Origin of the sequence: Streptomyces sp., from assembly GCF_036524955.1 — a bacterium.
Lineage (GTDB): Bacteria > Actinomycetota > Actinomycetes > Streptomycetales > Streptomycetaceae > Actinacidiphila.
In genome coordinates, this window is sequence record NZ_DATDBG010000313.1 from 1 (window position 1) to 25,816 (window position 25,816).

Below are 25,816 nucleotides of genomic sequence, written 5' to 3' on the forward strand. Positions count from 1 at the left end.
CGCCCGGGACGGCTTCGGGCTTGGGCTTGCCGGAGCCGCCGCGGCGCCGGGAGGGCTGCCCGGGCTTCCGCTCCGGCTGCCGCTGCTCGGGGACGGGCAGGGCGACCGGGGTGCCGGACGGCTTACGGGCACCGGTGATCCGGACGAGGGTCGGGTCGCCGGGGCGGACCCGGGTGGTGGTGGGGCGGATGCCCGCCTGGGTCATCAGGCGGGCGTGCTCGCGGCGCTGTTCGGGCAGGATCAGGGTCACCACCGTGCCGGACTCGCCCGCGCGGGCGGTCCGGCCGCCGCGGTGCAGGTAGTCCTTGGCCTCGGTGGGCGGATCGACGTTGACCACCAGGTCGAGCCCGTCGATGTGGATACCGCGGGCGGCCACGTTCGTGGCGATCAGCGCGTCCGCCGTCCCGGTGCGGAACTGCTCCAGCGCCCGGTCCCGCTGCGGCTGCGATTTCCCGCCGTGCAGCGCCACCGCCCGTACGCCCTGCCCGAGCAGGTGCTTGGCGAGGCGGTCGGCGCCCCGCTTGGTCCCGACGAACATGATCACACCGCTCTCGCGGGCCGCGATCTCCGCGACCACGGCGCGCTTGGTCGCCTCGTCCACCTGGAGCACGTGGTGCTCCATCGTGGTGACGGTCGCCGCCGAGGGGTCCACGGAGTGGGTGACCGGGTCGGACAGGAACCGTTTGACCAGCGTGTCGACGTTGCGGTCCAGCGTCGCCGAGAAGAGCATCCGCTGCCCGTCCGGGCGCACCTGGCTCAGCAGCCGGGTGACCTGCGGCAGAAAGCCCATGTCGGCCATCTGGTCGGCCTCGTCCAGGACGGTCACCGCCACCCGGTCCAGCGCGCACGAGCCCCGGTCGATGAGGTCGGTGAGCCGCCCGGGCGTGGCCACCAGCACCTCCGCGCCGGACCGCAGCGCCGCGCTCTGCCGGTTGATGGACGCGCCGCCCACGACGGAGGTGATCCGCAGCCGCAGCGCCTTCGCGTACGGCTCCAGCGCCTCGCAGACCTGTCCGGCCAGCTCGCGGGTCGGCACCAGCACCAGCGCCAGCGGGCGCTTGGACTCGGCGCGTTTACCGGTCGCCGCCGTCCTGGCCAGCAGCGGCAGCCCGAAGGCGAGCGTCTTGCCGGAGCCGGTGCGGCCCCGGCCCAGTACGTCGCGCCCGGCCAGCGAGTCGGGCAGCGTCGCGGCCTGGATCGGGAACGGCTCGGTCACCCCGGCGGCCTCCAGCGCGGCGACCAGGGCCGGCGGCAGCGGAAGCTGCGAGAAGCGGGTGACGGCGGTGGGGGTGGGCGCGTCGGCGGGGGCGGTGCCCTCGGCGGGCGTGCCGGGAGTACCGGGTGTGACGGGGTTGCGGGGTCTGCGGGGGTTGCGGTTCGTGCGGGGGGAGCCAGTGGAGCCGGGGGTCGCGGGTGACAGGGACGTCGCGGAGGTCACAGCGGGGAATCCTTACCTCGGGGCCGCCCGGAGTGGCGGCTGCACGCGAGAGGCCCGCACCGGGTGGTGCGGGCCTCTCGTTACCGGGTGTGATCACCCGGTGACGCCTATCAGGCGTTGGCGGGGCGGATGTTCTCCGCCTGCGGGCCCTTCTGGCCCTGGGTGACGTCGAACTCGACCTTCTGGCCCTCAAGCAGCTCACGGTAGCCCTGGGACTGGATGTTCGAGTAGTGGGCGAAGACGTCGGAGCCGCCGCCGTCCTGCTCGATGAAGCCGAAGCCCTTTTCCGAGTTGAACCACTTCACGGTTCCGGTTGCCATATCCATCTCCTACTGGTGGGGCAGTTTCCAAATCCGCACTGTACGGATATGGGTCGCCGTAGATGATCACCCCACACCGGAGAAATCCGGCAAAAAACAAAAGTGCGCCCGGAATCGCAATCATCCAGGCGCACGCAAAGTTCTGGGTACCACAACTGCAACAAGAAGCACTGTAGCAGAGAAACCCGGGCCGGCGTGGGGACGCCGGCCCGGGCCTGTACCGCCGATCAGGTGACGATCAGGGCGTTTGCGGTGCTCAGCCCACGTTCAGCGCCGTGTCGTCGACGACGAACGAGGTCTGGAGGCTGACGTCCTCCGTACCGGTGAACTTGAGCGTCACCGTCTGGCCGGCGTACGCGGCCAGGTTGAAGGACTTCTGCGAGTAGCCCGTGGCCTTGTTGAGGTTGGAGTACGTGGCCAGGGTGGTGGTGTTGACCGCGACGGTGAGCTTGTCGTACTGGGTGGTGGTCGTGGTCTCCGCGGAGTCGATGTGCAGCCAGAAGGTGAAGGTGGCGGTGTTGCAGCCGGCCGGGATGGTCACCGTCTGGGACAGGGTGTCGGTGTGGGTGGTGCCGTAGCCGTTCAGCCAGGCCTTCCAGGAGCCGCCGTGCGGTGCCTGGCCGGCGCTGTTGTCGATCACACCCGCGCTCGCGGTCCACGGGGCGGCGGTGCCGGTCTCGAAGCCGGGGTTGCCGATGACCTGGGCCGGGGTGCAGCCGGCGGTCGACGTGATCGTCCAGGTGAACGTGGTGCTGCCGGTGGCGCTGGTGGAGTCCGTCGCGGTGACCGTCACGGTCTTGGTGCCGACCACGGTCGGGGTGCCGGAGATCAGGCCGGTGGAGGTGTTGATCGACAGCCCGGTCGGCAGGCCGGTCGCGCTGTAGGTCAGCGGGCCGGGGTTGGTGCTGGTGGCCTGGATCTGCAGGCTGGTCGCGGTGTTCACCAGGGTCGACTTGTTGCCCGGGTTGGTGACCGTGACGCCGTTGGCGACCCGGCTGCCGACGCCGATCGCGGCCCACGTGTTGGCGACCGTGTTGTACGTGGCGCTGCCCGCGCCGAACAGGTCGGCCGCGGCCTGGAGCGACTGCGTGCGCGCCGCCGCGTAGTTGGTGGTGGAGGTGAACCGCTCGGTGAGCGCCTTGTACCAGACCTTCAGGGCGTTGGCCCGGCCGATGCCCGGCACCGGCAGACCGTCGGCGGTCGGGCTGTCGTAGCTCACGCCGCCGATGACCTTGGCGCCGCTGCCCTCGGACAGCAGGTAGAAGAAGTGGTTGGCCGGGCCCGACGAGTAGTGCACGTCGATGCCGCCGATGCCGGAGTACCAGTTGTCCTTGGAGGCGCCGTCCTTGCTCGGCTTGTCCATGTACCGCAGCGGCGTGCCGTTGCCGTTGATGTTGATCTTCTCGCCGATGAGGTAGTCGCCCGGGTCGGAGGCGTTGTTGGCGTAGAACTCCACGCCGGTGCCGAAGATGTCCGAGGTCGCCTCGTTCAGGCCGCCGGACTCACCGCTGTAGACCAGGCCCGCGGTGTTGGAGGTGACGCCGTGGGTCATCTCGTGGCCGGCCACGTCCAGCGAGGTCAGCGGGCGGGCGTTGCCGCTGCCGTCGCCGTACGTCATGCAGAAGCAGGAGTCGTCCCAGAAGGCGTTGACGTAGGCGTTGCTGTAGTGGACGCGTGAGTACGCGGCGACGCCGTCGTTGCGTATGCCGTTGCGGCCGAAGGTGTTCTTGTAGAAGTCCCAGGTCGTCTGGGCGCCGAAGGCCGCGTCCACGCCGGCGGTCTGCAGCGTGGCCGGGTTGCCGTCGCCCCAGATGTCGTCCGTGTCGGTGAACAGCGTGCCGGTGCCGGACGTGCCGTGGTTGAGGTTGTACGTCTTGTGGCCGCCGCGGGTGTTGTCGGTCATCTGGTACGTCGAACCCGACAGCGTGGTGCCGATGGTGACCTGACCGCTGTACTGGCTGTTGCCGGTACCGTTCTTGACGGCCTGGTACTCGTAGAGCTTGGCACCGGTCTTGGCGTCGGTGATGACGTGCAGCTGGCTCGGTGTGCCGTCCTCCTGGAGACCGCCGATCACCGACTCCCAGGCCAGCACCGGCGTTCCGTTCGCCGCCCAGACGACCTTGCGCGGCGCGCCCGCCGCGGTCGGCGAGGCGGCACCCTCCGCCTTCGCGCGGGAGATGGCGTAGGTCTTCGCCGAGTCGGCGCTCTTGACCGCGGTCGTGCTGGCCACCGTCACCGGGGCGTTGGTCGCCTTGTTGACGCCGATGGTCGCACCGGTCGGGCTCTGGTGCACGAGCAGGTCGCCGCCGAGCACCGGGAGTCCGGCGTACGTCCGCTCGTACCGCGTGTGGGTCGTGCCGTCGACGTCCTTGAGCACGGACTTGACGATCAGCTTCTCCTGCGACCCGAGGTGCAGCGAGGAGGCGGTGGCCGCCGTCTTCGACCGCGCCTGCGCGAGCAGGGCCGTCTGCTGGGCAGGGGACAGCGCGGCGGGCAGCGCGCCCGACCGCGGCGTGGCATGCGAAACGGCGGCGCTCTGCGTAGTGGTGGTGATCGCACTCGCTGACGCGGTGCCGGCGGGCAGGGTCACGGCGACCATCGCGGCGCCGGCGATCAACGCGCCGGCCGCTGCTGCTGTCCGGTGGGATCTGCGCACTCGTCACTCCTTCTGCGGCGACCGCGGATGGCGCGGCCGGGACAGTCCGGGCAGGTGGGGTTGGTGGGCCGCCCGGGTAGAGCTGTGGTGTTGATGAGGAACCGGGCACAGACTGGCACCGTTTACCTGTTCATGTCAGTGGCGTGGCTCAAAAATGGCTGAAATTCGTCCGGTGTGCGGACTGCCGGGTTCGCATAGCGGGCGCGTGTCATCACCGTGTTGCGGGCGTGAGAAGTTTTTCGCCGGGCAAAGGGGCCCATGTTGGGAGAGTCGGCACCTTGGGTCGGAGGTGCCCCGGCCATCGCTGTCAAATCGCATACGGTCCGCGGTGGCCGAACCCGACCGAATCGATTCGGCCGCGCGTTCCGGCGGGGCGCATGGTTGCTTCGGGGGAAAACCAGGTGAGGGGTGTCAGTGGTGCCCCCTACTGTCAATCGTGATGCCTGCGACGACTTCTGACCCCGTGCCCGCCGTCCGGTCCCGGTCCGCGATCCGCTCGCTGCTGCGGCTGTGGCCGTACGTGCGGCCGATCAGAGCGCGGCTGGGGTGCTCGGCGGTGATCGCGGTGGCCGCGTCCTTGATGTCGCTGCTCATTCCGCTCGTGCTGAAGTGGATGGTGGACGGGCCGATCGAGGAGCACGACACGGCCGGGGTGTGGCTCGGCGGCGGGCTGGTGCTGCTGCTGGGCCTGCTGGAGGCGGCGCTGTTCGGCCTGCGGCGGTGGATGGTGGCCAGGCCGCTCGCCGGGGTCGAGGCGGCGATGCGGGCCGATCTGTACCGGCATCTGCAGCGGCTGCCGGTGGAGTTCCACGACCGGTGGGCGTCGGGGCAGTTGCTGTCGCGGGCGACGACGGATCTCCAGATCCTGCGTATGTTCCTGGCGTTCCCGCTGGTCTTCCTCGTGGTGAACGGCGCCACGATCACCATCGGCTTCGTGATCCTCTTCACGCAGTCGTGGGTGCTCGGACTCGTGCTGCTCGGGCCGATCGTGCCGCTGATCATCCTGTGTTCGTACTTCGAGACCCGTTACGCGCTCGCCGCCCGCGTCGCGCAGGACCAGGCGGGCGACCTGGCGACCGTCGTCGAGGAGTCGGTGCTGGGCGTCCGGATCATCAAGGCCTTCGGGCGGCACCGCAGCCAGGCGCACGCGTTCCGGGACCAGGCCCGGGAACTGTGGGGCACCGAGATGCGCAAGGCGCGGCTGCTCGCCGACATCTGGGCGGTCATCATGACCCTGCCCGAGGTGGCGATCGGGGCCGCGCTGGTGATCGGGGTGCTCCAGGTGTCGGACGGCAAGCTGTCCGCGGGCACACTGGTGGCGTTCCTGTCGACCGCGCTGGCGCTGCGCTGGCCCGTGGAGTCGATCGGCTTCCTGCTGGCGATGAGCAACGAGTCGGCCACCGCCGCCGACCGCTACTTCGAGGCGATGGACGCCGAGGAGGCGGACACCTCCGGCACGGACGTGGCGTCGTACCAGGACGGACTGCGGCTGGAGGGTGTGCGGTTCCGCTACCCCGACGCTCCCGAGGGCGGCCCCGAGCTGCTGCGCGGGGTGGACCTGCACATCCGGCCCGGCGAGACGATGGCGCTGGTCGGCGCGACCGGCAGCGGGAAGACCACGCTCACCGCGCTGCTGCCCCGGCTGCACGACGCGACCGGCGGCCGTGTCACCCTCGACGGCGCGGACGTGGCCGAGCTGCCGGTCGGCCGGCTGCGCGAGCTGATCGCGGTCGCCTTCGAGGAGCCCACGCTGTTCTCCGCGACGGTACGGGAGAACGTCGCGATGGGCGCCGGCCCGGACGGCGCCACGGAGGCGGACGTGCGGCGCGCCCTCGACGTCGCGCAGTGCGACTTCGTACAAGGGCTGCCGCAGGGCCTGGACACCCAGGTCGGTGAGCAGGGACTCAGCCTCTCCGGCGGCCAGCGGCAACGCCTGGCGCTCGCCCGGGCCGTGGTCGGCAGACCGCAGTTCCTCGTGCTCGACGACCCGCTGTCCGCGCTCGACGTGCACACCGAGGCGCTGGTCGAGGCCGCGCTGCGGGACGTGCTGCGCGAGACCACTGCCCTGGTGGTCGCCCACCGCCCCTCGACCGTCATGCTCGCCGACCGCGTCGCCCTGCTCGCCGGCGGCCGGATCACCGCGGTGGGCACGCACGCCGAACTGCTGCGGGTCAGTGCGGAGTACCGCCACCTGATGTCCGGCGACGCTCCGGACGAACCGTCCGGCGACACCGGCGAACCGACCGCGCCCGCCCCGCTGGAAAGGACCGACGCACTATGACGTCCGTGGCCGAGCACGAGGCCGATCCCGAGGCCGGTCGCAACGGCGGGCAGGGCGCCGACCCGGGCGACGGCCAGGGGCCCCTGACGAACCCGCCCGACCCCGCCACGCCCGCCGGCCTCGACCCCTTCGACCAGGACCGCCTCCCCGCCCCGAGGAACGCCCAGCGCACGCTGTTGCGGTCGCTCCTCGGCCCGAGCCGCACACGGCTGTGGCTCGCCACCGTCCTCCTCCTGGTCCAGCAGGCCGCGGTCCAGGCCGGCCCGCTGCTGGTCGCGTACGCCATCGACCGCGCCATCCCGGCGCTGCGCGACGGGCGGCACGGCGCGCTGATCGCCGTGGCCGTCGCCTACCTCGGCTGCGGCCTCGCCTCCGGGGTCCTCCAGCGCGGCTTCATCCGGGTGTCCGCCCGGATCAGCCAGGACGTGCTGATCGACCTGCGCGGGCGGATCTTCCGGCACGCCCAGAGCCTCAGCCTGGACTTCCACGAGCGCTACACCTCCGGGCGGCTGATCGCGCGGGCCACCTCCGACGTGGAGTCGATCCGCGAACTGCTCACCGAGGGCCTGGAAGAACTGATCGAGGTCGTCCTGTCCGCGGTCTACATCTCTGCGCTGCTGCTCTTCCTGGACTGGCGGCTGGGCCTGGCGACCCTGGTCTCGTACGTGCCCCTGTATGCCGCCATACGCGTCTTCCAGCGCCGCTCGATGGTGGCGTACCGCAAGCGCTCCACCGCCATCGCCGCGGTCATCGTCAAGTTCACCGAGACGATGAACGGCATCCGCCCGGTCAAGGCGTTCCGCCGTGAGGAGCCCAACGACGCGGCCTTCGAGGAGCTGAACCACCGCCACGAGCGGGCCAACGGCGACGCGATCCTGGAGATGGCGCGGTACGTCGTCGGCTCCCGGCTGATCGCCAACATCACGATCGCTGCGATCGTGCTCTGGGGCGCCCACCGGGTCGCCGAGGGCGGCCTGGCGCTCGGTGTGCTCGCCGCGTTCGTGCTCTACCTGCGCCGGCTGTACGACCCCATCGACCGGCTCGGCATGTTCCTCAACTCCTACCAGTCCGCCGCCGCCTCCCTGGAGAAGATCGCCGGGCTGCTCGCGCAGGCCCCGACCGTACCGGAGCCGCAGCACCCGGTGCCGCTGCCGGACCGCCGCCAGGACCAGCCCGGCCGCGAGGTCGTCTTCGACCAGGTGCGGTTCGCCTACCGCACCGGCGGCGAGGTGCTGCCCACCTTCTCCTTGCGCGTCCCGGCCGGCCAGACCGTCGCGGTGGTCGGCGCGACCGGCGCGGGCAAGTCCACCCTGGCCAAACTGCTGGCCAGGTTCTACGACCCCACCAGCGGCCGCGTGCTGCTCGACGGGGTGGAACTGCGCGACCTCGCCCCCGCCGACCTGCGGCGCGGCGTCGTCATGGTCACCCAGGAGGCGTTCCTCTTCTCCGGCACCGTCGCGGAGAACATCACCATCGGCAAACCGGACGCCACCCGCGCGGAGGTCGAGGCCGCCGCGAAGGCCATCGGCGCCCACGACTTCATCGCCGCGCTCCCCGACGGCTACGACACGGACGTACGCAAACGCGGCGGCCGGATCTCCGCGGGCCAGCGCCAACTGGTCGCCTTCGCCCGCGCGCTGCTCGCCGACCCCGGCGTGCTGATCCTGGACGAGGCCACCTCCTCCCTCGACGTCCCGGGCGAACGCGCCGTCCAGCACGCCATGCACACCGTCCTCAACGGCCGCACCGCGATGATCATCGCCCACCGCCTCTCCACGGTCGAGATCGCCGACCGCGTCCTGGTGATGCGCGACGGCCGGGTCGTGGAGGACGGCACCCCCGCAGAACTGATCGCCGGCGACGGTCACTTCGCAGGACTCCACCAGGCGTGGCGCGACAGCCTGGTCTGAGCCGGCGTGCCACTCTGGGCAGGTGCGAAAAATCGTCCTGATGATGTCCGTGTCCCTCGACGGGTTCATCGAGGGACCGGACCGCGACATCGGCTGGCACCGGGTGGACGACGAGCTGCACCGCCACTTCAACACGCAGGTCAAGGCGACGGGCGGCTTCCTCAACGGCCGGGTGATGTACGAGCTGATGGCCGGCTTCTGGCCGACCGCCGACGCCGATCCGGCCAGTCCCGAGCCGGTCAGGGAGTTCGCCGGGATCTGGCGGGAGATGCCCAAGGTCGTGTACTCCCGCACGCTGGACCGGGCCGACTGGAACACCACCATCGTGCGGGACGTCGTACCGGAGGAGGTCATGGCGCTCAAGGAGCGGCCCGGCGGCGATCTGCTGCTCGGGGGTGCCGACATCGCCGCGGTCTTCCGGCGCCAGGGCCTGATCGACGAGTACCGCCTCTACGTGCATCCGGTCCTCGTCGGGCGGGGCAAGCCGCTCTTCCACCCCTCGGACGCGCTGACTGATCTGCGGCTCGCCGAGAGCCGCACCTTCGGTAACGGGGTGGTCCTGCTGCGCTACGGGCGCGGGGCCTGAACCGGCGCCGCCCGGCTCAGCCCACCGCGACCCCGTCCGCCCGGTACAGCCGCACCGAGCGCCCGTCCACCCGTACCGCCTCACCGGCCGCGCTCACCGTGCCCGGCTCCGCCGACTGCGACTCCAGGGCGGTGTCCAGCAGCAGGGTGTACGAGGCGGCCCAGGGCGGGCCGGGGAGGGTGAAGGAGACCGGCCGGTGGTGGGCGTGGACGACCAGGAGAAAGCTGTCGTCCAGCACCGGTTCGCCCCGGGCGTCGCGCTGCCGGATGCCCCGCCCGGAGAGGTACATGCCGAGCGTGGACGAGGCGGCGTACCAGTCCTCGCCGGTCATCTCCGTGCCGTCCGGCCCGAACCAGGTCACGTCGGGCAGCCCGTCCGGACCGGCCGCCCGCCCGGAGAAGAAACCGCCGCGGCGCAGCACCGGGTGCGCCCGGCGCAGCGCGATCAGCCGCGCGGCCAGCGCGCACAGCGAGGACCAGGCCGGGTCCGCCAGCAGTGACCAGTCCACCCAGCCGACCGGGTTGTCCTGACAGTACGCGTTGTTGTTGCCGCCCTGCGTACGGCCCATCTCGTCACCCGCGACCAGCATCGGCACGCCGGTGGACAGCAGCAGTGTGGAGAGCAGGTTGCGCATCTGGCGGCGGCGCAGCGCCAGGACCGCCGGGTCGCTGGTCTCGCCCTCCGCACCGCAGTTCCAGGAGCGGTTGTCGTCGGTGCCGTCACGGCCGTCCTCGCCGTTGGCCTCGTTGTGCTTGCGGTTGTGGCTGACCAGGTCGCGCAGCGTGAAACCGTCGTGCGCGGTGACGTAGTTGACCGAGGCGTACGGCCGCCGCCCGCCCCAGTCGTACAGGTCGCTGGAGCCGGACAGCCGGTAGCCCAGGTCCCGTACGTCACTGGTCGCACCGCGCCAGAAGTCCCGTACGGTGTCGCGGAACCGGTCGTTCCACTCGGTCCACAGAGGAGGGAACGCCCCCACCTGGTAGCCACCGGAGCCGACGTCCCACGGCTCGGCGATCAGCTTCACCCGGCGCAGCACCGGGTCCTGGGCGATCACCGCCAGAAACGGGGAGAGCATGTCCACGTCGTGCAGGGAACGGGCCAGCGCCGCCGCCAGGTCGAAGCGGAAGCCGTCCACGCCCATCTCGGTCACCCAGTAGCGCAGTGAGTCGGTGATCAGGCGCAGGACGTTGGGCTGCACGACATGGAGGGTGTTGCCGCAGCCGGTGTAGTCGGCGTAGCGGCGTGGATCGGACTGGAGACGGTAGTAGCCGCGGTTGTCGATTCCGCGCAGCGACAGGGTGGGGCCGCCCTCGCCACCCTCGGCGGTGTGGTTGTAGACCACGTCGAGGATCACCTCGATGCCGGCCGCGTGCAGCGCGCGTACCATCCGCTTGAACTCGCCGACCTGCTGGCCCCGGGTGCCGCTCGCGCTGTACGCGGCGTGCGGCGCGAAGTAGCCGATCGAGTTGTAGCCCCAGTAGTTGCGCAGCCCCCGCCGCGTGAGGTGCTCCTCGTCCGCGAACTGGTGCACGGGCAGCAGCTCCACGGCCGTCACCCCGAGCCGGGTGAGGTGCGCGATCGCGGCGGGATGCGCGAGACCGGCGTACGTACCGCGCAGCTCCGGCGGAATGTCAGGGTGCGTTCGGGTGAATCCGCGGACGTGCACCTCGTAGATGACCGAGTCCGACCACGGCGTCTTGGGCCGGTGGTCGTCCTCCCAGTCGTCGTCGTCGTCCACCACGACGCCCTTGGGGACGTACGGCGCGGAGTCGCGGTTGTCGCGCACGGTGTCGGCGACGTGCGGCTCCGGCCAGTCGCGCACATGCCCGTACACCTCGGGGACCAGTGTGAACGTGCCGTCCACCGCCCGCGCGTACGGGTCGAGCAGCAGCTTCGCCGGGTTCCAGCGGGCGCCGGTCCACGGGTCCCAGCGACCGCCGACCCGGTAGCCGTACCGCTGTCCGGGCCGCACGCCCGGCACGAAGCCGTGCCATATCTCATGGGTCAGTTCGGTCAGCGGCGCCCGCCGCTCGGTGCCGTCCGTGTCGAACAGGCACACCTCGACGGACTCGGCGCCGCCCGCCCACAGCGCGAAGTTGGTGCCGACCGTGCCGTCGTGACCGGTACGGAACCGCGCCCCGAGCGGCTGCGGCGCCCCCGGCCGGACGGGCACGGCCTCGGGGACGTCCCGCCGGCCCTGCTCCGGGGCGATGGCGGTCCGCGGCCGCGGTGGACCGGCGGCGGCAGCCGGCGTCGCTGGTTCCGTTGCCCCGGCGACGCCGAACTCGCGTGTCTCGGACACCTGCCTGCCTCCCACGGCTCGACACGGCCATGACATCGCCCGGCGTCCCGTATCCGGCGGCGAACCGTGTTCCTCCCCTCATCCTTCCCACCCCGGACTCGCCCGTCACCCCCCGGCACGGAGCGGTGCGACGGTGTCACCCAGCGGTGCGGTGGCGCCGTCCTCCGGGATACGGCGCGGCTCCCCCGTGCCCCCCGTGATTCCCCCGAACCCGCACGGTCGTCGACGGTGCGTCACGCGTGCGGTGAGGCGCGCGCTGAGCGTGGTCGAGTCAGCGCGGGGAGGTACCACCGCGGACTGCGGGCCCCGGCCTCCGGGAGGCGCTGAGCGTTCGGCGGGTCAGGCGGACGCCCGCGGGCGGCGCGCGGCATCTGGGACGGAACGGTGACAATTCCCGGGGATCGTTCGGATCATTCGTGTGGTTATTCTTCGCAGCAGGCGGAGTTGGGTGTTCCGTGCGGTAGGGGATTAAAGGGGAGTCACGAGTTGAAGCCGATAGGTGTGGCGCCGGGCGTACGGAGAAACGCCGCGGCGCTGGCGCTCGGGTCGATGCTGCTGCTGGTCACGGCGTGCGGCGGGGGCGGGAGCGGAAGCACGGCCGGTGCGGGGAGCGACGGCGGCAAGGGCGGTGCGACGCCGGTCACCCAGGACACGGTCTCCTCGACCGCCGTGGTGAACATCTCCCCGAAGGACGGTGCGAGCGACGTCGCCACCACCGGCACCCTCAAGGTCGCCGTGTCCGGCGGCACCCTCGCCTCCGTGATCGTCAAGGACGACAAGGGCGACGAGGTGCCCGGCACCATCAGCGCGGACGGTCTCGGCTGGGCGCCCACCGGCCACCTGGACACCGCCACCGAGTACAGGGTGGACGCGAGCGCCAAGGACGCCGCCGGCCGCGAGTCCGACAAGCACTCGACCTTCACCACGGTGACCCCGAAGGACACCTTCGTCGGGTTCTTCACCCCGGAGGACGGCTCCACGGTGGGCGTCGGCATGGAGGTCTACCTCAACTTCAACCGGCCGATCGCCAACAAGAAGGCGGTCGAGCAGGGCGTCACCGTCACCGCCTCGCCCGCCGTCCCGGTGGCCGCCCACTGGTACGGCGACCAGCGGCTCTACATCCGCCCCGAGCAGTACTGGGCGGCCGGCACCAAGGTCACGCTGAGCCTCAGTCTCAACGGCGTCGAGGGCGCCCCCGGCGTCTACGGCAAGCAGCACAAGCAGGTGCACTTCACCGTCGGCCGCCGCCAGGTGAGCGTCGTGGACGCCGCCAAGCACACCATGACCGTCTACCGGAACAACCAGGTGCTCAGGACCATCCCGATCTCCGCGGGCGCGCCGGCCAACACCACGTACAACGGAACCATGGTCATCTCCGAGAAGTACATCAAGACCCGGATGAACGGTGACACGGTCGGTTTCGGCGGGGAGTACGACATCAAGGACGTGCCGCACGCCATGCGGCTGACCGAGTCCGGCACCTTCGTCCACGGCAACTACTGGGCCGCGAAGTCGGTGTTCGGCACCACCAACACCAGCCACGGCTGCGTGGGCCTGCACGACGTGCGCGGCGCCGGCGACGCGAAGACGCCGGCCGCGTGGTTCTACGACAACTCGCTGATCGGCGACGTGGTCCAGGTCGTCAACTCCAAGGACAAGACGGTCCAGTGGTACAACGGCCTCAACGGCTGGAACCTGCCGTGGAGCGAGTGGGTCGCTTAATTGTGGTTTGCTCGCCTCCGGGCGCTCAGACCCGGAGGGAACCCGGAGGCGGGGTGACCGGAAGCGGGGGACCCGGAGGCGGGGTGAACGGCCGGTTCGGCCCCGTGGGGCTTCGCGGGGGCGGGCCGTCCGTCGTACGCTCCGGCTCATGACTGTGACTCTCGAGGTCGACGAAGGAGTCGGCACGGTCCGGCTGGACCGACCGCCGATGAACGCCCTGGACAGCACCACGCAGGACGTGCTGAAGGCGGTCGCCGAGGAGGCGGCGCGGCGGCCGGACGTACGGGCCGTGGTGGTGTGGGGCGGCGAGAAGGTGTTCGCGGCGGGCGCGGACATCAAGGAGATGCGGGCCATGTCGTACGAGGACATGGCCGACCGCGCCCCCGACCTGCAGGGCGCGTTCACCGCGATGGCCCGGATCCCCAAGCCGGTGGTGGCTGCGGTCACCGGCTACGCGCTCGGCGGCGGCTGCGAACTCGCACTCTGCGCGGACTTCCGGATCGCCGCGGACGACGCCAGGCTCGGCCAGCCGGAGATCCTTCTCGGCCTGATCCCGGGCGCGGGCGGCACCCAGCGACTGGCCCGGCTGGTCGGCCCCTCGCGGGCCAAGGACCTGATCTTCACCGGGCGGACGGTGACCGCCGCCGAAGCACTCGCCATCGGCCTGGTCGACCGGGTCGTCCCGGCCGGGGAGGTGTACGAGCAGGCGCGCGCCTGGGCCGCACGGCTGGCCCGCGGGCCCGCGTACGCGCTGCGAGCCGCCAAGGAGGCGGTCGACCGGGGCCTGGAGACGGACCTGGACACCGGGCTCGCCATCGAGCGCGCTCTGTTCGCCGGGCTGTTCGCGACCGCCGACCGCGAGACCGGCATGCGCAGCTTCGTGGAGGAGGGGCCGGGCAAGGCCAGGTTCGACTGAGCGGTACCGGGGGCGCCGCCGTGCTTCACGGGCCAACCGACCACGGAGCGTGACCACAGGTGTCACTCTGCTTGGCCAATTACTCGGGTTACCCTCCGAAACCTCTCCGTTACGGCCATGATGAAGGCATGGCGGGCCGGGGAGGATCTGAGCAGCCGCAGCGGACGGACGCTGCGGGGGGTGCGCCACCGGTTCTCGCCGAGGAAGCGGCGGTCAAGGCGCTCGACCTGCTGGGCGACCCGTCCGGCGGCGAGGTCCGTCTCTGCTCGCGTCCCGAATCCGCCTCCACGGCACGGCGGCTGGCCCGGTCGGTGGTCCGGCTCTGGGGTCTGTCCCACCTGTCGGACACCGTCGAACTGCTTGTCTCCGAGCTCGTGGGCAACGCGGTACGGCACACCGGCGCGCGTACCTTCGGGTTACGGATGCGGCGGCGGCGCGGCTGGGTGCGGGTCGAAGTGCGTGATCCCTCCCGCGCGCTGCCCTGCGTGCTGCCCGTACGCGAGCTGGACACCAGCGGGCGCGGCCTCTTCCTGGTCGACACGCTCTCCGACCGCTGGGGTGTCGATCTCCAGCCGCGCGGCAAGACCACCTGGTTCGAACTGCGGGTCGTCGACCGCTGAGTACCACCGCTGAGCACGGCCGCCGGGTCCGGCTGCTGCGTCCGGCCGCCGGGTCCGGCCCCCGATCGGCGTGCACGAGAAATCGGCGCATGAGAAGAGGCCCTCCGCGTCGGGGGGGGGTGACAGCGTGAGGGCCTCTTCTGAATCGCCGCGTAACAGGGGGGGTGTGTCCGCGGCGTCTGCGGAACGGCCGACACATGCCGGGCCGCTCCACTCGACTGTCGCACGACAGATGGGGTGGATGCAAATCCTCATTACGCGGAAATCTGTACGAACCGGGCAGACCGTTTATCGAAATAAGGCCAGTATCGCTGTTTACCTTTCAAGTGATGGACGGATGGGCTCTATGGCCTTCTATATTCCAGCTGGGTGATACGCCGGATAATCTGTCCGCCAGCATCCGGAAACGGCCGGAGCACCGACGAAAGGGGCGGGTCACGTGGCGGACATCGAGGCGGCCAGAAGAGCGTTCGAGCGGTACGACCTCAACAAGGACGGGCTGATCTCCGCGGCCGAGTACAAGCAGGTCATGGCGGAACTGGGCGACTTCCACACCACCGAGCCGGTGGCCCAGGCCGTGATCAACGCCTCCGACACCAACAGCGACGGCCAGCTCTCCTGGGAAGAGTTCTGGGCCAAACTCCGGGGCTGACCGGATCTCCGTCCCCTCAACCGGCGGGCCCGCGCAACGGCTCCTGACCGGGCCTCCGCCGTGCCCGGCCGCCCGGCCGGGCACGGCGTGCGGCCAAGGAGGCGCGGGTGCTGTTCGCGGCCGGGAAGCCGGAGCTGCCGATCCACGGGCCTTCCCGCTGGCGGAGGCCGCCCTGGCGCACCGGGGAGCGGGGCGGGGCACCTGGCGGGAAGGTCGTGCCCACGGTCTGAGCCGCGCCCCGAAAACGAAGGGGCGGGCCCGGAAGGGCCCGCCCCCGCATCAATGCCGCACCGGCCTCACAGCAGCAGCCGGATCACCTGCGGGTCGTGGTCGCTCGCCTGGTCGGCGAACTCGGCGTTGATGTGCACCACGTCGTACTTCACCAGCAGCCGGAGGTTCGGGCTCACCAGCATGTGGTCCAGCACCTGCGAGTTGCCCTGGAAGACGTAGGAGTAACGCTCCTTCGAAGACAGGGTGTTGACCAGGTCGACGAGGATCTGGCCGTTGCCGGTGAGGGCCTGCACCGCGGGCGAGAACTGGTAGTCGTTGATGTCGCCGAGGACCACCACGTTCGCGTTCGGGTCGGCCTGCTCCAGCTGCTGCACGAAGTCGTGCTCCACCAGGGCCTGCTGGATGCGCTGCACCTCGGAGTTGCGCACCGGCGGCTGGAAGCGGCTGTCGATGGCCTGGTCGCCGCCCTTGCTGTTGAAGTGGTTGGCGATCACGAACAGCTTCTTGCCGCGGAAGGTGAACTCACCCACCAGCGGCTTGCGGCTGGTGGTCCACGCCGGGTCGCTCGGCGCGATCCGGCCGGGCGACACGGTCAGCGCCGTGTCCGCACCCGTCCCCGTCACGCCGACCGCCGTGGTCGCGTCGCCGCCCGCGCGGTCGGTGAAGCCGACCCGGTCGGGGTTGAAGAGGAACGCCTGACGGATGTTGCCGCCGGGCTGGCCGCCGTCCTTGCCGTTCACCGGGTCGATCTGGCGCCACTGGTACCGCGGGCCGCCGGCCGCCACGACCGCGTCGGTCAGCTTGGCCAGCGTCTGGTCGGCGGCCACCACGCCGTCGTCGGTCGCGCCGCTGTTGTCCTGGATCTCCTCCAGGCCCACGATGTCGGGCGAGCGCAGGTTGGTGACCAGGCCCTGGGCGAGCCGGTCGAACTTCGCCTGGTCGTTGTCGGGCGCCAGGTTCTCCACGTTGTACGTGGCCACGGTCACCTGTTCGGGCTGCCCGCGGCCGGTGATCTCCGGCTTGAGGGGCCCGGCGGTCACCGTACCGATGGTGCGGGCGACCAGGGAGTACGTACCGGCGAACTGGTTGTAGTCCAGCGGTCCCTCGCTGGTGCCGGTCAGCGTGTCGCCGACGTTGGCGACCGGGAACGGCTGGTCGGCGGTCGGGATCAGCGACTGCACCATCAGGCGGCCGGAGTTGGGGGCGTCGTACCCGTTGTAGACGGTGCCGCCGCGCCTGGTCGGGTTCTGCTCCGGCTTGACCGTCACCCACATTTCGGCGAACCGGTCGGTCGCGCCGACCACGCGGGTGTCGGCGATCGCCACGTTCATGCCCTCGAGCGAGGCGTACAGGTCGAGTGCGAACTCGCCCGGCCGCAGCGGCAGCGTCTCGATGTTGCCGCCGCCGGCGCTCGGCACGAAGGCGTTGGGCACGCTCGTGGTGTTCAGCGCCACGGGTGCCGGCAGTTCGTTGCCGCTGGAAAGGACGGTCACCGTCGGCTTGCTGAGCTCGGTGACGGACTGCGTGCTCCCGGTGGCGCCGCCCGGGTAGAACTGGGAGACAGTGCCGGTGAGCGAGACGCTGTCGCCCGCGGCCACGGTCGGCGCGGTGCTGGTGAACACGAACAGGCCCTCGCTGGTGCGCGGGTCGGTGTCGGCCTGCGGGTCCTGCACCCAGAAGCCCTTCGAGGAACCGTACGTCCGCACGCCCGTGACGATGCCGGTGACGCCGCCGACCGTCTTGCCCGCCAGCGGGGAGAGCCGGGTGTAGCCCTGGATGTCGTGGATCTTCGCCTCGACCGGCGGTGTGGTGGTCGGCGGGGGTGTGGTCGGGGGAGTGGTGGTCGGCGGGGGTGTGGTCGGCGGAGTGGTGGTGGGGGGCGGGGTGGTCGGACCGCCGCCGGCCGAGTTCTGCGGGGTGGGCGCGCCGGCGGAGAGGTCGGTGGCGTTGTTGTCGGTGTCCGTCAGCGTCGCGTCACGGGCCACCGACGCGGTGTTGCTCGCGCCGGGTGCGGCGCCGGCGCCCTCGCGGACGACCGCGGTCCCGTACCCCACCAGGTCCTTGATCCGCGGGTCGGTGGCGCAGTCGGCGGCGGTCAGGCAGGTCAGCAGGTCCGTGCCGGTCACCAGCGCGACGGTTCCCGTGGTGCCCGACATGTTGATCGACCCGCTCACGTCGGGCGTCGGGAGCGGCGTGGTGCCGCCGGTGCCGGCCCCCTCGCCGATCAGGTACCGCCCGCCGCCGGGCAGCGACCCGGTCAGCGCGGTGGCCTGCCACTTCGAGGTCGACGTCGGGCTGCCCGACAGGTACTGCACGCTGTAGCCGCTCAGGTCCAGCGACCCGGCACCGGCGTTGGCCAGCTCGATGAAGTCATTGGTGTACGTGGCGCCGGAGTTGCCGCCACCCCCGTACACCTCGGCGATCAGCGCGTCGGCGGACGGCGTCGCGAACGCGGAGTGGACGCCCACCCCCGCGAGGACGACGGCACCGGCTATGCCGAGCGGCAGGAATCGCTTGCGGAACGCGGAGACGCGGGGGCGCGCGAAACGGTTCTTCGCGGCGCCGGGTCTCGCGGGGAGAGGCACGGCCTCGGACGTGTCCTCAGAGGGGTGCGACACCGGAGGAGTTCTCCTTCGTGCGGAGCGGCATGTGGTGACGGCGCGTCACACCGGTTGGGGCACGCGCGATCTGAGCCAAGGTACGCGCGTAGAACAGGTGCCAGAAGGTATTCCCAGGTTAAATCTGGATGTTCGTCCGGTCCGCTGCGCGGGGCCGCCGGCCACCCCGCGGGGCCCCCGCAGGCGGCGCCCGGGCTGTGACGGGTGCGGGGTGCCGTGCTGTCCCCACGGGCTGCGGGCGGCCGGGGTTGCCGGTGGCGTACGTGTCCTGCGCCGCGGCGGTTGTCTCCGGCGTACGGTTCCTCCGCCACCGGGACCCGGCGGACGCGAGCTCCGGCGTATCGGAAGCCCCGCGCGTGTCTACGGCCCCCACGACACCCGTCGGTGCGGGCCTCGCACCCCGCGCGGCCTGCGTCTCCCCCTGCCACCGCGGCAGTTCTGCCCGGTCGGCGACGTACACCGGCTTCGGCCTCAACGTGCTTGTGAATCCGGGTGATCCAGCCGGCACACCGCCACGAACCGGAAATCAGGAATACGCGCCACCCGCTCGTTGGACCTGTGCGGGTCATCCGACTTTCGCGAGGAGGAGGTCGTACGTCTGGTCGCTGTTTCGGTACGGGCCCGCGAACCGGTAACCGAGACGGTCATAGAACGCGCGGGCGCGGGGATTGTCGGGTTGGACCAGGAGGGAGGACCACGTGGGGGCAAGGGCGTGCATTACCGCCCGCGGACTGCGCGAACGCGTTCCCGGCCCCGCGACCGCACCCCGGGGTGAGCGCTCGCCACCGACTCAGCCTCGGATTGCTCCCCCAGCCGGAGGAAGTGGGCGCCGTGCGCCGCCAGGTGCGGGCCTGTCTCGGGGCGTGGCGGCTGACCGGCGCCGAGGACGGCGTACCGCTCGTGGTCAGCGAACTCGTCACGAACGCGATGCGCCACGCACCGTGCCCCGCCATCGGCCTCACGGTCACCGCGGGCGACGCCGAACTGCTCATCGAGGTGCGCGACGGCTCGGGAACCCCACCGGTCATGCGCCTGGCCTCCGGCCCGGAAGGGGAGGACGGCCGCGGCCTGCCCCTCGTCCACGCCCTGTCCCGCGACTGGGGCTGGACTCCCCACGACGACGGGGCCAAGACCACCTGGGCCGTCCTGCCGGCCTGACCCGTCCCTCCCGCCTGCATGCGATCGTGACGGCAGCGGGCCACCACCGCGCCACCAACCGAACATGGTCGCCGCGGCCGGTGCCCGGCGAGCCGGGCACGTTACCGGCGCACCCTTGTATTCGTAAATCTGACCGAATGGATAATGATATTCGCGTCGCGTGGCGCACTCCGGCCGATGGACTAAGCTTGGCCGCTGCAAAGGGGCTGGGTGAGACCTCGCGTATCCGCGTTCGACGGTAGGTGGCTGTGGCTGGAATGACCCATGCGGCCCGGGAGAGGCAGGGTGCCCCGCAGGGCCCCGGTTTTCCGGAGATGAGCGTTGTCGTTATCGTGTTCAACGACGCCGCGCGATTGCCCACGGCAGTCGAATCCGTCCTCGAACAGTCACTGCGCGGTGTGGAAGTGGTGATCGCGGACGACTGCTCCACCGACGACTCCTTCGAGGTGGCCCAGCGGCTGGCCGCGCGGTATCCGGAGCGGGTCCGGACGATCCGGCTGCCGGAGAACAGCGGCGGCTGCGGGGAGCCGCGCAATCAGGGCATGGCGGTGGCGCGCGGGCGTTATGTGATGTTCCTTGACAGCGACGACACCCTGGACCGGCACGCCTGCCGCAACATGCTGGAGGCCGCCGAGCGCACCGGCGCGGACCTGGTGGCGGGCAAATGCGTACGCGTGTTCGTCGACAACCGGAACGGCAAGCGGGCCGACTGGTATCCCTGGCTCTACCGCCGTACCCGCACCATCGACTCCATCTCCGAACTTCCCGACCTCTTCTCCTTCGACACCCTGTCGACCAACAAGTGCTATCGCCGGGAGTTCCTGGTCGAAAACGGGCTGACGTTCCCGCGTGGCATTCACTACGAGGACCTGCTCTTCTCCGCGCGTGCCTATCTCGCGGCCGGCCGGATCACCCTCATCCCGCACACCGTCTATCACTGGAACGTGTTCGAGAAAAGCGAGGTGAAATCGATCAGCAACCGGCGCCACGAAATCAACAACTTCGCGGACCGGCTGCGGATCCATCGCCGGGTGGACGCCGTACTCGCCGAGCGCGGCCTGGACGCGCTGCGGCTGCACAAGGATGTCAAGTTCCTCAAGCACGACCTGCCGCTGTACCTGCGGGACCTGCCGTTCCTGGACGACGGCTACCGGCGCCGGTTCGCGGAGATGGCCGGCGGCTACCTCCGGGAGATCCCGCGCGCCGCCTTCGACCAGCTCGACCCGGTGCACGCGATCTGCGCCTGCCTGCTGCTGCGGGAGGACTGGCGGAACCTGATGCCGGCCATCGACACGCTGCTCAACCGCGCCAAGGTGTCCTCCCCGCTGGCGGTACGCGACGGCCGCGTCTACTGGTGCGCGGACCACCTGGACGACCCGGACGCCCGCGGCATCCTCGACGTGACGCGCCTCGGCTACCACGCGATGCCGCTCGACGGCATGGTGCTGCGCAACCAGCTCACCGGCTACCGCGAGAGCGCGTCCGGCGCCGTGCTCGACGGCGCCCTGGTCAACCCGCTCGGCGTCATCGCCCCCGACACCCCGATGACGGCGGAGCTGGAGTTCAGGGCCCGCCGCCGCAGCCTGCGCACGTACCGCTTCCCGGTGGGCACCCTGCGGCACGAGGGCGACACCGTCTCCTGGCACGCCGAGGTTCCGCTGCGCCGGGTGCTGCGCCCGCTGGGCGTGGTGGACGACGTGTGGGACGTACGGATGCGGCTCACCGCCGGCGGCCGGACGACCACCGGGAAGATCACCGCGGGCAACACCGACCTGGAGGGAACCGGCGCCATCGTGGTGAGGCCGCTGCTGACCAGGGCGGTCGCGGACCGGCTGACACCGGAGGTCTCCGCCCGCGGCCATCTCGCCTTCGTGCTGGCGCAGCACGGCAGGGCCGCGCAGACCGGCCGGGCGCTGCTCCAGCGGAACCTGCGCGGAGCGCCCGGGCGCGCCGCGAAACGCACCGTGCGCGGCGTCCGCCGGGCGCGCTCGGCCTGGCGCGGCATCAACTCCGGGGCCCGCAAGATCCGCACCTACCACCGGATGATCCGGGTGCTGCCCGTGCGCAAGGGCACCATCGTCTTCGAGAGCCACCTCGGCAAGCAGTACAGCGACAGCCCGCGGGCGATCTACGAGGAGATCCGGCGCCGCGAACTGCCGGTCACCGCGATCTGGTCGTACGCGGGCCGGGCCCCCGACGACCTGCCCGAGGACGTACGGCTGGTGGAGCGCTGGTCGTGGCCGTACCTGCGGGCACTGGCCCAGGCGGAGTTCTGGATCGACAACCAGGGCTTCCCGCTGAAGCTCCGCAAACGGCCGCAGACCACGTACATCCAGACCTGGCACGGCTCGGCGCTGAAACGGATGGGCTTCGACGAACCGAAGGTCCGGGTGATGTCGCAGCGGCAGCAGCAGGACTACCAGCGAGCGCTGGACCGCTTCGACCACTTCGTGGTGCGCGGCGAGCACGATGTACGGACGCTGGCCCGCGCCTTCCGGCTGCCGGAGACGCGACTGCTGCGTACCGGGTACCCGCGCAACGACGCCCTGGTGCGCGGCCGGGACGCGGCCGAACCCGCCCCGGACACCCGGGAGCTGGCGATGCGGCTCGGCGTACGGGCCGGTCTGCCGGTGCTGCTGTACGCGCCGACCTTCCGCTCCGGGCGGGACGGGCGCGTGCGGGCGTTCACGCTCCCGTTCGACGTCGAGGAGTTCGCGGCGCGCTTCGGCGACCGCTACACCCTGCTGATCCGCTCGCACTACCTCAACAAGGTGACCCTCCCGCCGTCCGTCGCCGGGCGCGTCATCGACGTCACCGGCGTCCCCGACATCACCCCGCTGCTGCTGCTCTCCGACGCGCTGATCACCGACTACTCCTCGGTGATGTTCGACTATGCGCTGCTGCAACGGCCGATGATCTTCTACGCCTACGACTGGGAGGAGTACGCGCACGACGTCCGCGGCACCTACTTCGACCTGCTGCACGAGGCGCCGGGACCGGTGGCCAGGACCGAGGAGGAGCTGTTCACCGTGGTCGGCGATCTCGACGCCGTACGCACGCGGTGCGGCGGCCGGCTCAAGGAGTTCATGGCCAAGTACGGGGAGTACGACCGCGGGGACGCGGCGGCCCGGATCGTGGACCGGTTCTTCCCGGCAGGGGATTCCGGCACCGTCGGTACGGCCGACGCTTCCGGCGCCGCGGGTACGGCTGGAGGCGGCCGATGACCACCGGGCGGGAGATCTTCTTCGTCGCGAACGAGGTCGACGAACTGGGCGGTGTGGCCCGTTGGCAGACCCAGATGGCCGGGCTGCTGGCCGAACGCGGGCACACCGTGACCCTGATCGGCATCGCCCCGGCCGACACCCCGATGAACCTCGGCGACGCTCCGCCGTTCGCCACCCTGACCCTCTACGACGTACGGCCGCCGAGCCGGTGGCAGCCCAGGAGGCTGCGCCACCGGGCCGATCTCCTCGCCCGGCGCCGCGAGTCGGCCCGGGTCAGGGACGCCCGGCGCGCCGCCGACCGGCTCTCCGCGTTGTTCCGCGCGGCGGCCCCCGGCGCCGTGGTCATCGTCACGCAGGTCTGGGCCATGGAGTGGGTCGCGCTCGCCGACACCGCCGGGCACACGGTGATCGGCATGAGCCACGAGTCGTACGCGTACTGCCGGCAGTCCTCGCGCTTCCAGCGCGGGCTGAGGTACTACAAGGACGTGGACCGGCTGCTGACGCTGACCCAGGAGGACGCCGACCTGTGGACGGGCCACGGCCTGACCAATGTCGGTTTCATGCCCAACCCGCTGCCGCTGACCACCGACACGCCGTCGCCGCGCACCGAGAAGGTGGTGGCCAGCGTGGGCCGGCTCAGCCACCCCAAGGGCATCGACATGCTGCTGGACGCGTGGGCCGAGGCGGCGCCCCAGCAGCCCGGGTGGCGGCTGCGTGTGTATGGGACAGGCGAACTGGAGGAGCCGCTGAAACGGCAGTGCGCCGCACTGGGCCTGGACGACTCGGTGGAGTGGGCCGGGCAGACCCATGACGTGGTGGGTGCGCTGCGGGGTGCGTCGGTCTTCGTGCTCTCCTCGCGCGGCGAGGGCTTTCCGCTGGCTCTGCTGGAGGCGATGGCGTGCGGGTTGGCGTGCGCCGCGTTCGACTGCGCCCCCGGGGTGCGGGAGATCGTGGAGGACGGTGTGGACGGGCTGCTGGCCCGGCCCGGCAACACCTCGGACCTGGCCCGGCAGCTCGTACGGCTGATGGGCGACGTCGATCTGCGGGACGCGATGGGCGAGCTCGCGCGGGATCGCGTGCGGCGGTACTCACCGGAGTCGATCACCCGGAGCTGGGAGGAACTGTTCGACCTCCTGGAACGGTAGGGGCCGCCGCTGCCGTCTCCGAGTGGGTCAGGCGCGACCGGCAGGCGTACTCTCGAACTGCAGAGGTCACCACGACTGTGCTTGAGCACTGCGCGAGGGGAGTGAGCCATGCAGGTGCACGAGGGCGATGTGCTGCGGTTCACCGGCCGGACGGTGGGTACACCGGAGCATCGGGCCACGGTACTGGAGGTACTCGGCCGCGAGGGTAATCCGCCGTACCGGGTGCGTTACGACGACGGCCACGAGACGGAGATCTTCCCCGGTACGGATTGCGTCCTGGACAGGACGGCGTCCGGCGACTCCTGACCGCCGGCCCGTACGGCATCAGGCCGGGCGGCCGTCGATTCGGCAGTACGACTGTGCCCCGCTACCCCCTCCTGGTGGCGGGGCACAGTCTCTCCTGGAGTCACCAGGACAGCTATATTTGGCCGGTTCACGAAAGAAACGGATCGATGGCTTGAAACGGTGCCTGGCCGCCGACGCCGATCAGCTTCAAGCCGGGCCAGGACGCATACCGAACCGGCGTGCACGCAGGAAAGGAAATCAGGCAGACTGGGAGGTGCGGCGCCGGTCGGCGCGGCGACGACCGACAAGGAGAAACCGCCCGTGACGGCCCGAGGACCCGTAACCCGCACCGTGCCCCGCCTGCCGGTCGAGGCCGCGGCCGTCCCCGTCGATCCCATCGGCCAGCGCACCCGGGCGGACGTGTTCGCCACCGTGCTGACCGCGGGGCCGCTGTCGCGCGTGCAGATCGCCGAGCGCCTCGGCCTGTCGCAGTCCACCGTGACGAAGATCGTCAATCCGCTCGTCGAGACCGGCTACCTGCGGGAGGAGGGCGTCGCGAGCGGCGGCATCGGACGCCCGCGACGGCTTCTGCGGGTGCAGCAGGACCGTCATGTGCTGGTGGGCGTGAAGATCGCGCCCGACCGGGTGACGGCGGTGCTCACCGACATGGGCGCGGAGGTGCTGTGCCGCACCGAGCACCCGCTCGACGGCCACACCCCGGCGCAGGCGCTGAAGGCGGCGGCCGACGCCGCCAACGAGCTGCTGGCCGCGGCGGCGGACGCGGCGGGCAGGGTGCTGGCGATCGGCGTCGGGGTCAGCGGGCATGTGGACCCCACCACCGGGACCTGCCGGTTCTCCGCCCTGCTGGACTGGCGGGAGGTGGACATCGCCGGGCCGCTGTCGGCGGCCACCGGGCTGCCCGTGGTGGTCAGCAACGACGTCAACACGCTGGTGGTGGCGGAGCAGTGGTTCGGGCAGGGCCGGGACACCGACACGTTCGCCGTGGTCACGGTCGGCTCCGGCGTCGGCTGCGGACTGCTGCTCGGCGGGCGCCTGCACCTGGGCCGCAGCGGTCTGGCCGGGGAGTTCGGCCACCAGCCGCTGGACCCGGCCGGGCCGGTGTGCGACTGCGGCAGCCGGGGCTGCCTGGAGGCGCTGGCCTCGCACGGCGCGGTGCTCGGCCGGCTGCGGGCGGCCGGAGTGAGCGGCTGCGACGACATCGACGCGGCGGCGGCGCTGGCCCGGTCCGGCCACGGCCGGGACGCGAAGGCCGCACTCGGGGCCTTCGCCGAGGCCGGGCAGGCGCTCGGGCGCGGACTGGCGGGGCTGTGCAACCTGCTCAACCCGCAGAAGATCATCCTGGCCGGTGAGGGGGCCTCGCTCCAGGACCTGTTCGCCCCCGCGATGACCGCGGCGCTGCGCGAGCACGCGTTCTCCTCGGCGGCCGCCGACTGCGAGGTCGTCGTGGACGAGGTCAACGACGACCTCTGGGCCCGCGGGGCCGCCTGCCTGGTCATCCGCGACGCGGTCGGCATCTGAGAGGGGCTCCGCCGGCCACCCGTGCCCCACGTCCCGCCCCGCCGCGGGACGCCCCGGGCCTCCGCCGCCCCGGCACCTCCCCCCCGCCTGCCGCGGGACGCCCCGGCCCTCTCGCGGCGCCCGAAGGCTCGCCCGGTCGCAGGGTGCGCGCCCGGAGGCTCGCCCCGGCCCTCTCGCGGCGCCCGGAGGTTCGCGGTTCGCCCGGTCGCAGGG

Annotated in this window: 17 protein-coding genes; 12 read left to right on the plus strand and 5 right to left on the minus strand. The window is 71.4% G+C overall.

Features of this window, described 5'->3' with window-relative positions:
- From VIW71_RS24660 to VIW71_RS24670, 3 genes are all read right to left on the minus strand, one after another.
- On the minus strand, window positions 1-1,438 hold a 1,438-nt coding region (locus VIW71_RS24660), incomplete at its 3' end, for a DEAD/DEAH box helicase (RefSeq protein ID WP_331624803.1).
- Window positions 1,439-1,548: 110 nt separating this feature from the next.
- The gene (locus tag VIW71_RS24665; protein ID WP_331624804.1) at window positions 1,549-1,758 is read right to left on the minus strand and encodes a cold-shock protein; all 210 of its coding nucleotides are present in this window, start codon (window positions 1,756-1,758) and stop codon (window positions 1,549-1,551) included.
- Window positions 1,759-2,014: 256 nt separating this feature from the next.
- Window positions 2,015-4,357: a M4 family metallopeptidase gene (locus VIW71_RS24670; protein WP_331624820.1), complete on the minus strand. Its 2,343-nt coding sequence runs from the start codon at window positions 4,355-4,357 to the stop codon at window positions 2,015-2,017.
- Between the two features lie 496 nt (window positions 4,358-4,853).
- Between VIW71_RS24670 and VIW71_RS24675 the strand changes: the two genes are divergently transcribed.
- From VIW71_RS24675 to VIW71_RS24685, 3 genes are read left to right on the plus strand one after another with little or no spacing between them, the layout of a single operon-like run.
- Entirely contained in the window at window positions 4,854-6,695 is a 1,842-nt protein-coding gene (locus VIW71_RS24675; protein WP_331624805.1) for an ABC transporter ATP-binding protein, read from the plus strand.
- Complete coding sequence (locus VIW71_RS24680; protein WP_331624806.1) at window positions 6,692-8,605, plus strand: ABC transporter ATP-binding protein; 1,914 nt, start codon at window positions 6,692-6,694, stop codon at window positions 8,603-8,605. The genes VIW71_RS24675 and VIW71_RS24680 overlap by 4 nt, the downstream gene beginning before the upstream one ends.
- A 22-nt stretch (window positions 8,606-8,627) precedes the next feature.
- Entirely contained in the window at window positions 8,628-9,191 is a 564-nt protein-coding gene (locus VIW71_RS24685) for a dihydrofolate reductase family protein (RefSeq protein ID WP_331624807.1), read from the plus strand.
- A gap of 16 nt (window positions 9,192-9,207) precedes the next feature.
- Here the strand turns inward: VIW71_RS24685 and glgX are convergent, their stop codons facing one another.
- A complete protein-coding gene (glgX, locus tag VIW71_RS24690) occupies window positions 9,208-11,493 on the minus strand; it encodes a glycogen debranching protein GlgX (protein WP_414720837.1) in 2,286 nt (761 codons plus the stop codon).
- Window positions 11,494-12,042: 549 nt separating this feature from the next.
- On the opposite strand from glgX, the gene VIW71_RS24695 reads away from it, so the two are divergent.
- The 4 genes from VIW71_RS24695 (at window position 12,043) to VIW71_RS24710 (ending at window position 15,403) form a co-directional block, all read left to right on the plus strand.
- On the plus strand, window positions 12,043-13,215 hold the full coding sequence (locus VIW71_RS24695; RefSeq protein WP_331624822.1) for a L,D-transpeptidase: 1,173 nt from the start codon (window positions 12,043-12,045) through the stop codon (window positions 13,213-13,215).
- A gap of 148 nt (window positions 13,216-13,363) precedes the next feature.
- Window positions 13,364-14,131 carry an enoyl-CoA hydratase/isomerase family protein gene (locus VIW71_RS24700; protein ID WP_331624810.1) on the plus strand — a complete coding sequence of 256 codons (768 nt, stop codon included), beginning with the start codon at window positions 13,364-13,366 and terminating at the stop codon, window positions 14,129-14,131.
- 128 nt (window positions 14,132-14,259) lie between these two features.
- Entirely contained in the window at window positions 14,260-14,751 is a 492-nt protein-coding gene (locus tag VIW71_RS24705; protein WP_331624811.1) for an ATP-binding protein, read from the plus strand.
- 439 nt (window positions 14,752-15,190) lie between these two features.
- On the plus strand, window positions 15,191-15,403 hold the full coding sequence (locus VIW71_RS24710) for an EF-hand domain-containing protein (protein WP_331624813.1): 213 nt from the start codon (window positions 15,191-15,193) through the stop codon (window positions 15,401-15,403).
- Between the two features lie 296 nt (window positions 15,404-15,699).
- On the opposite strand, the gene VIW71_RS24715 is transcribed toward VIW71_RS24710, so the two are convergent.
- Window positions 15,700-18,141 carry an endonuclease/exonuclease/phosphatase family protein gene (locus VIW71_RS24715; protein WP_331624823.1) on the minus strand — a complete coding sequence of 814 codons (2,442 nt, stop codon included), beginning with the start codon at window positions 18,139-18,141 and terminating at the stop codon, window positions 15,700-15,702.
- Window positions 18,142-19,023: 882 nt separating this feature from the next.
- Here VIW71_RS24715 and VIW71_RS24720 point away from each other — a divergent pair.
- The 5 genes from VIW71_RS24720 (at window position 19,024) to VIW71_RS24740 (ending at window position 25,603) form a co-directional block, all read left to right on the plus strand.
- Window positions 19,024-19,410, plus strand: a complete 387-nt coding sequence (locus tag VIW71_RS24720) for an ATP-binding protein (RefSeq protein WP_331624814.1) — start codon at window positions 19,024-19,026, stop codon at window positions 19,408-19,410.
- Between the two features lie 314 nt (window positions 19,411-19,724).
- Window positions 19,725-22,634: a bifunctional glycosyltransferase/CDP-glycerol:glycerophosphate glycerophosphotransferase gene (locus VIW71_RS24725; RefSeq protein WP_331624815.1), complete on the plus strand. Its 2,910-nt coding sequence runs from the start codon at window positions 19,725-19,727 to the stop codon at window positions 22,632-22,634.
- Window positions 22,631-23,779, plus strand: a complete 1,149-nt coding sequence (locus tag VIW71_RS24730; protein WP_331624816.1) for a glycosyltransferase — start codon at window positions 22,631-22,633, stop codon at window positions 23,777-23,779. Before VIW71_RS24725 ends, VIW71_RS24730 begins: the two co-directional genes overlap by 4 nt.
- A 108-nt stretch (window positions 23,780-23,887) precedes the next feature.
- Entirely contained in the window at window positions 23,888-24,085 is a 198-nt protein-coding gene (locus tag VIW71_RS24735) for a DUF1918 domain-containing protein (protein WP_331624817.1), read from the plus strand.
- A 300-nt stretch (window positions 24,086-24,385) separates the two neighbouring features.
- Window positions 24,386-25,603, plus strand: a complete 1,218-nt coding sequence (locus tag VIW71_RS24740; protein ID WP_331624818.1) for an ROK family transcriptional regulator — start codon at window positions 24,386-24,388, stop codon at window positions 25,601-25,603.
- Window positions 25,604-25,816: the final 213 nt, after the last annotated feature.

What these genes read in the sequence shown, in the direction of transcription:
- VIW71_RS24730 (WP_331624816.1), top strand. Translation starts at nt 22,631, where the DNA reads ATGACCACCGGGCGGGAGATCTTCTTCGTCGCGAACGAGGTCGACGAA.
- VIW71_RS24670 (WP_331624820.1), bottom strand. Translation starts at nt 4,357, where the DNA reads ATGGTCGCCGTGACCCTGCCCGCCGGCACCGCGTCAGCGAGTGCGATC.
- VIW71_RS24675 (WP_331624805.1), top strand. Translation starts at nt 4,854, where the DNA reads ATGCCTGCGACGACTTCTGACCCCGTGCCCGCCGTCCGGTCCCGGTCC.
- VIW71_RS24695 (WP_331624822.1), top strand. Translation starts at nt 12,043, where the DNA reads ATGCTGCTGCTGGTCACGGCGTGCGGCGGGGGCGGGAGCGGAAGCACG.
- VIW71_RS24705 (WP_331624811.1), top strand. Translation starts at nt 14,260, where the DNA reads ATGGCGGGCCGGGGAGGATCTGAGCAGCCGCAGCGGACGGACGCTGCG.
- VIW71_RS24700 (WP_331624810.1), top strand. Translation starts at nt 13,364, where the DNA reads ATGACTGTGACTCTCGAGGTCGACGAAGGAGTCGGCACGGTCCGGCTG.
- VIW71_RS24735 (WP_331624817.1), top strand. Translation starts at nt 23,888, where the DNA reads ATGCAGGTGCACGAGGGCGATGTGCTGCGGTTCACCGGCCGGACGGTG.
- VIW71_RS24680 (WP_331624806.1), top strand. Translation starts at nt 6,692, where the DNA reads ATGACGTCCGTGGCCGAGCACGAGGCCGATCCCGAGGCCGGTCGCAAC.
- VIW71_RS24725 (WP_331624815.1), top strand. Translation starts at nt 19,725, where the DNA reads ATGAGCGTTGTCGTTATCGTGTTCAACGACGCCGCGCGATTGCCCACG.
- VIW71_RS24665 (WP_331624804.1), bottom strand. Translation starts at nt 1,758, where the DNA reads ATGGCAACCGGAACCGTGAAGTGGTTCAACTCGGAAAAGGGCTTCGGC.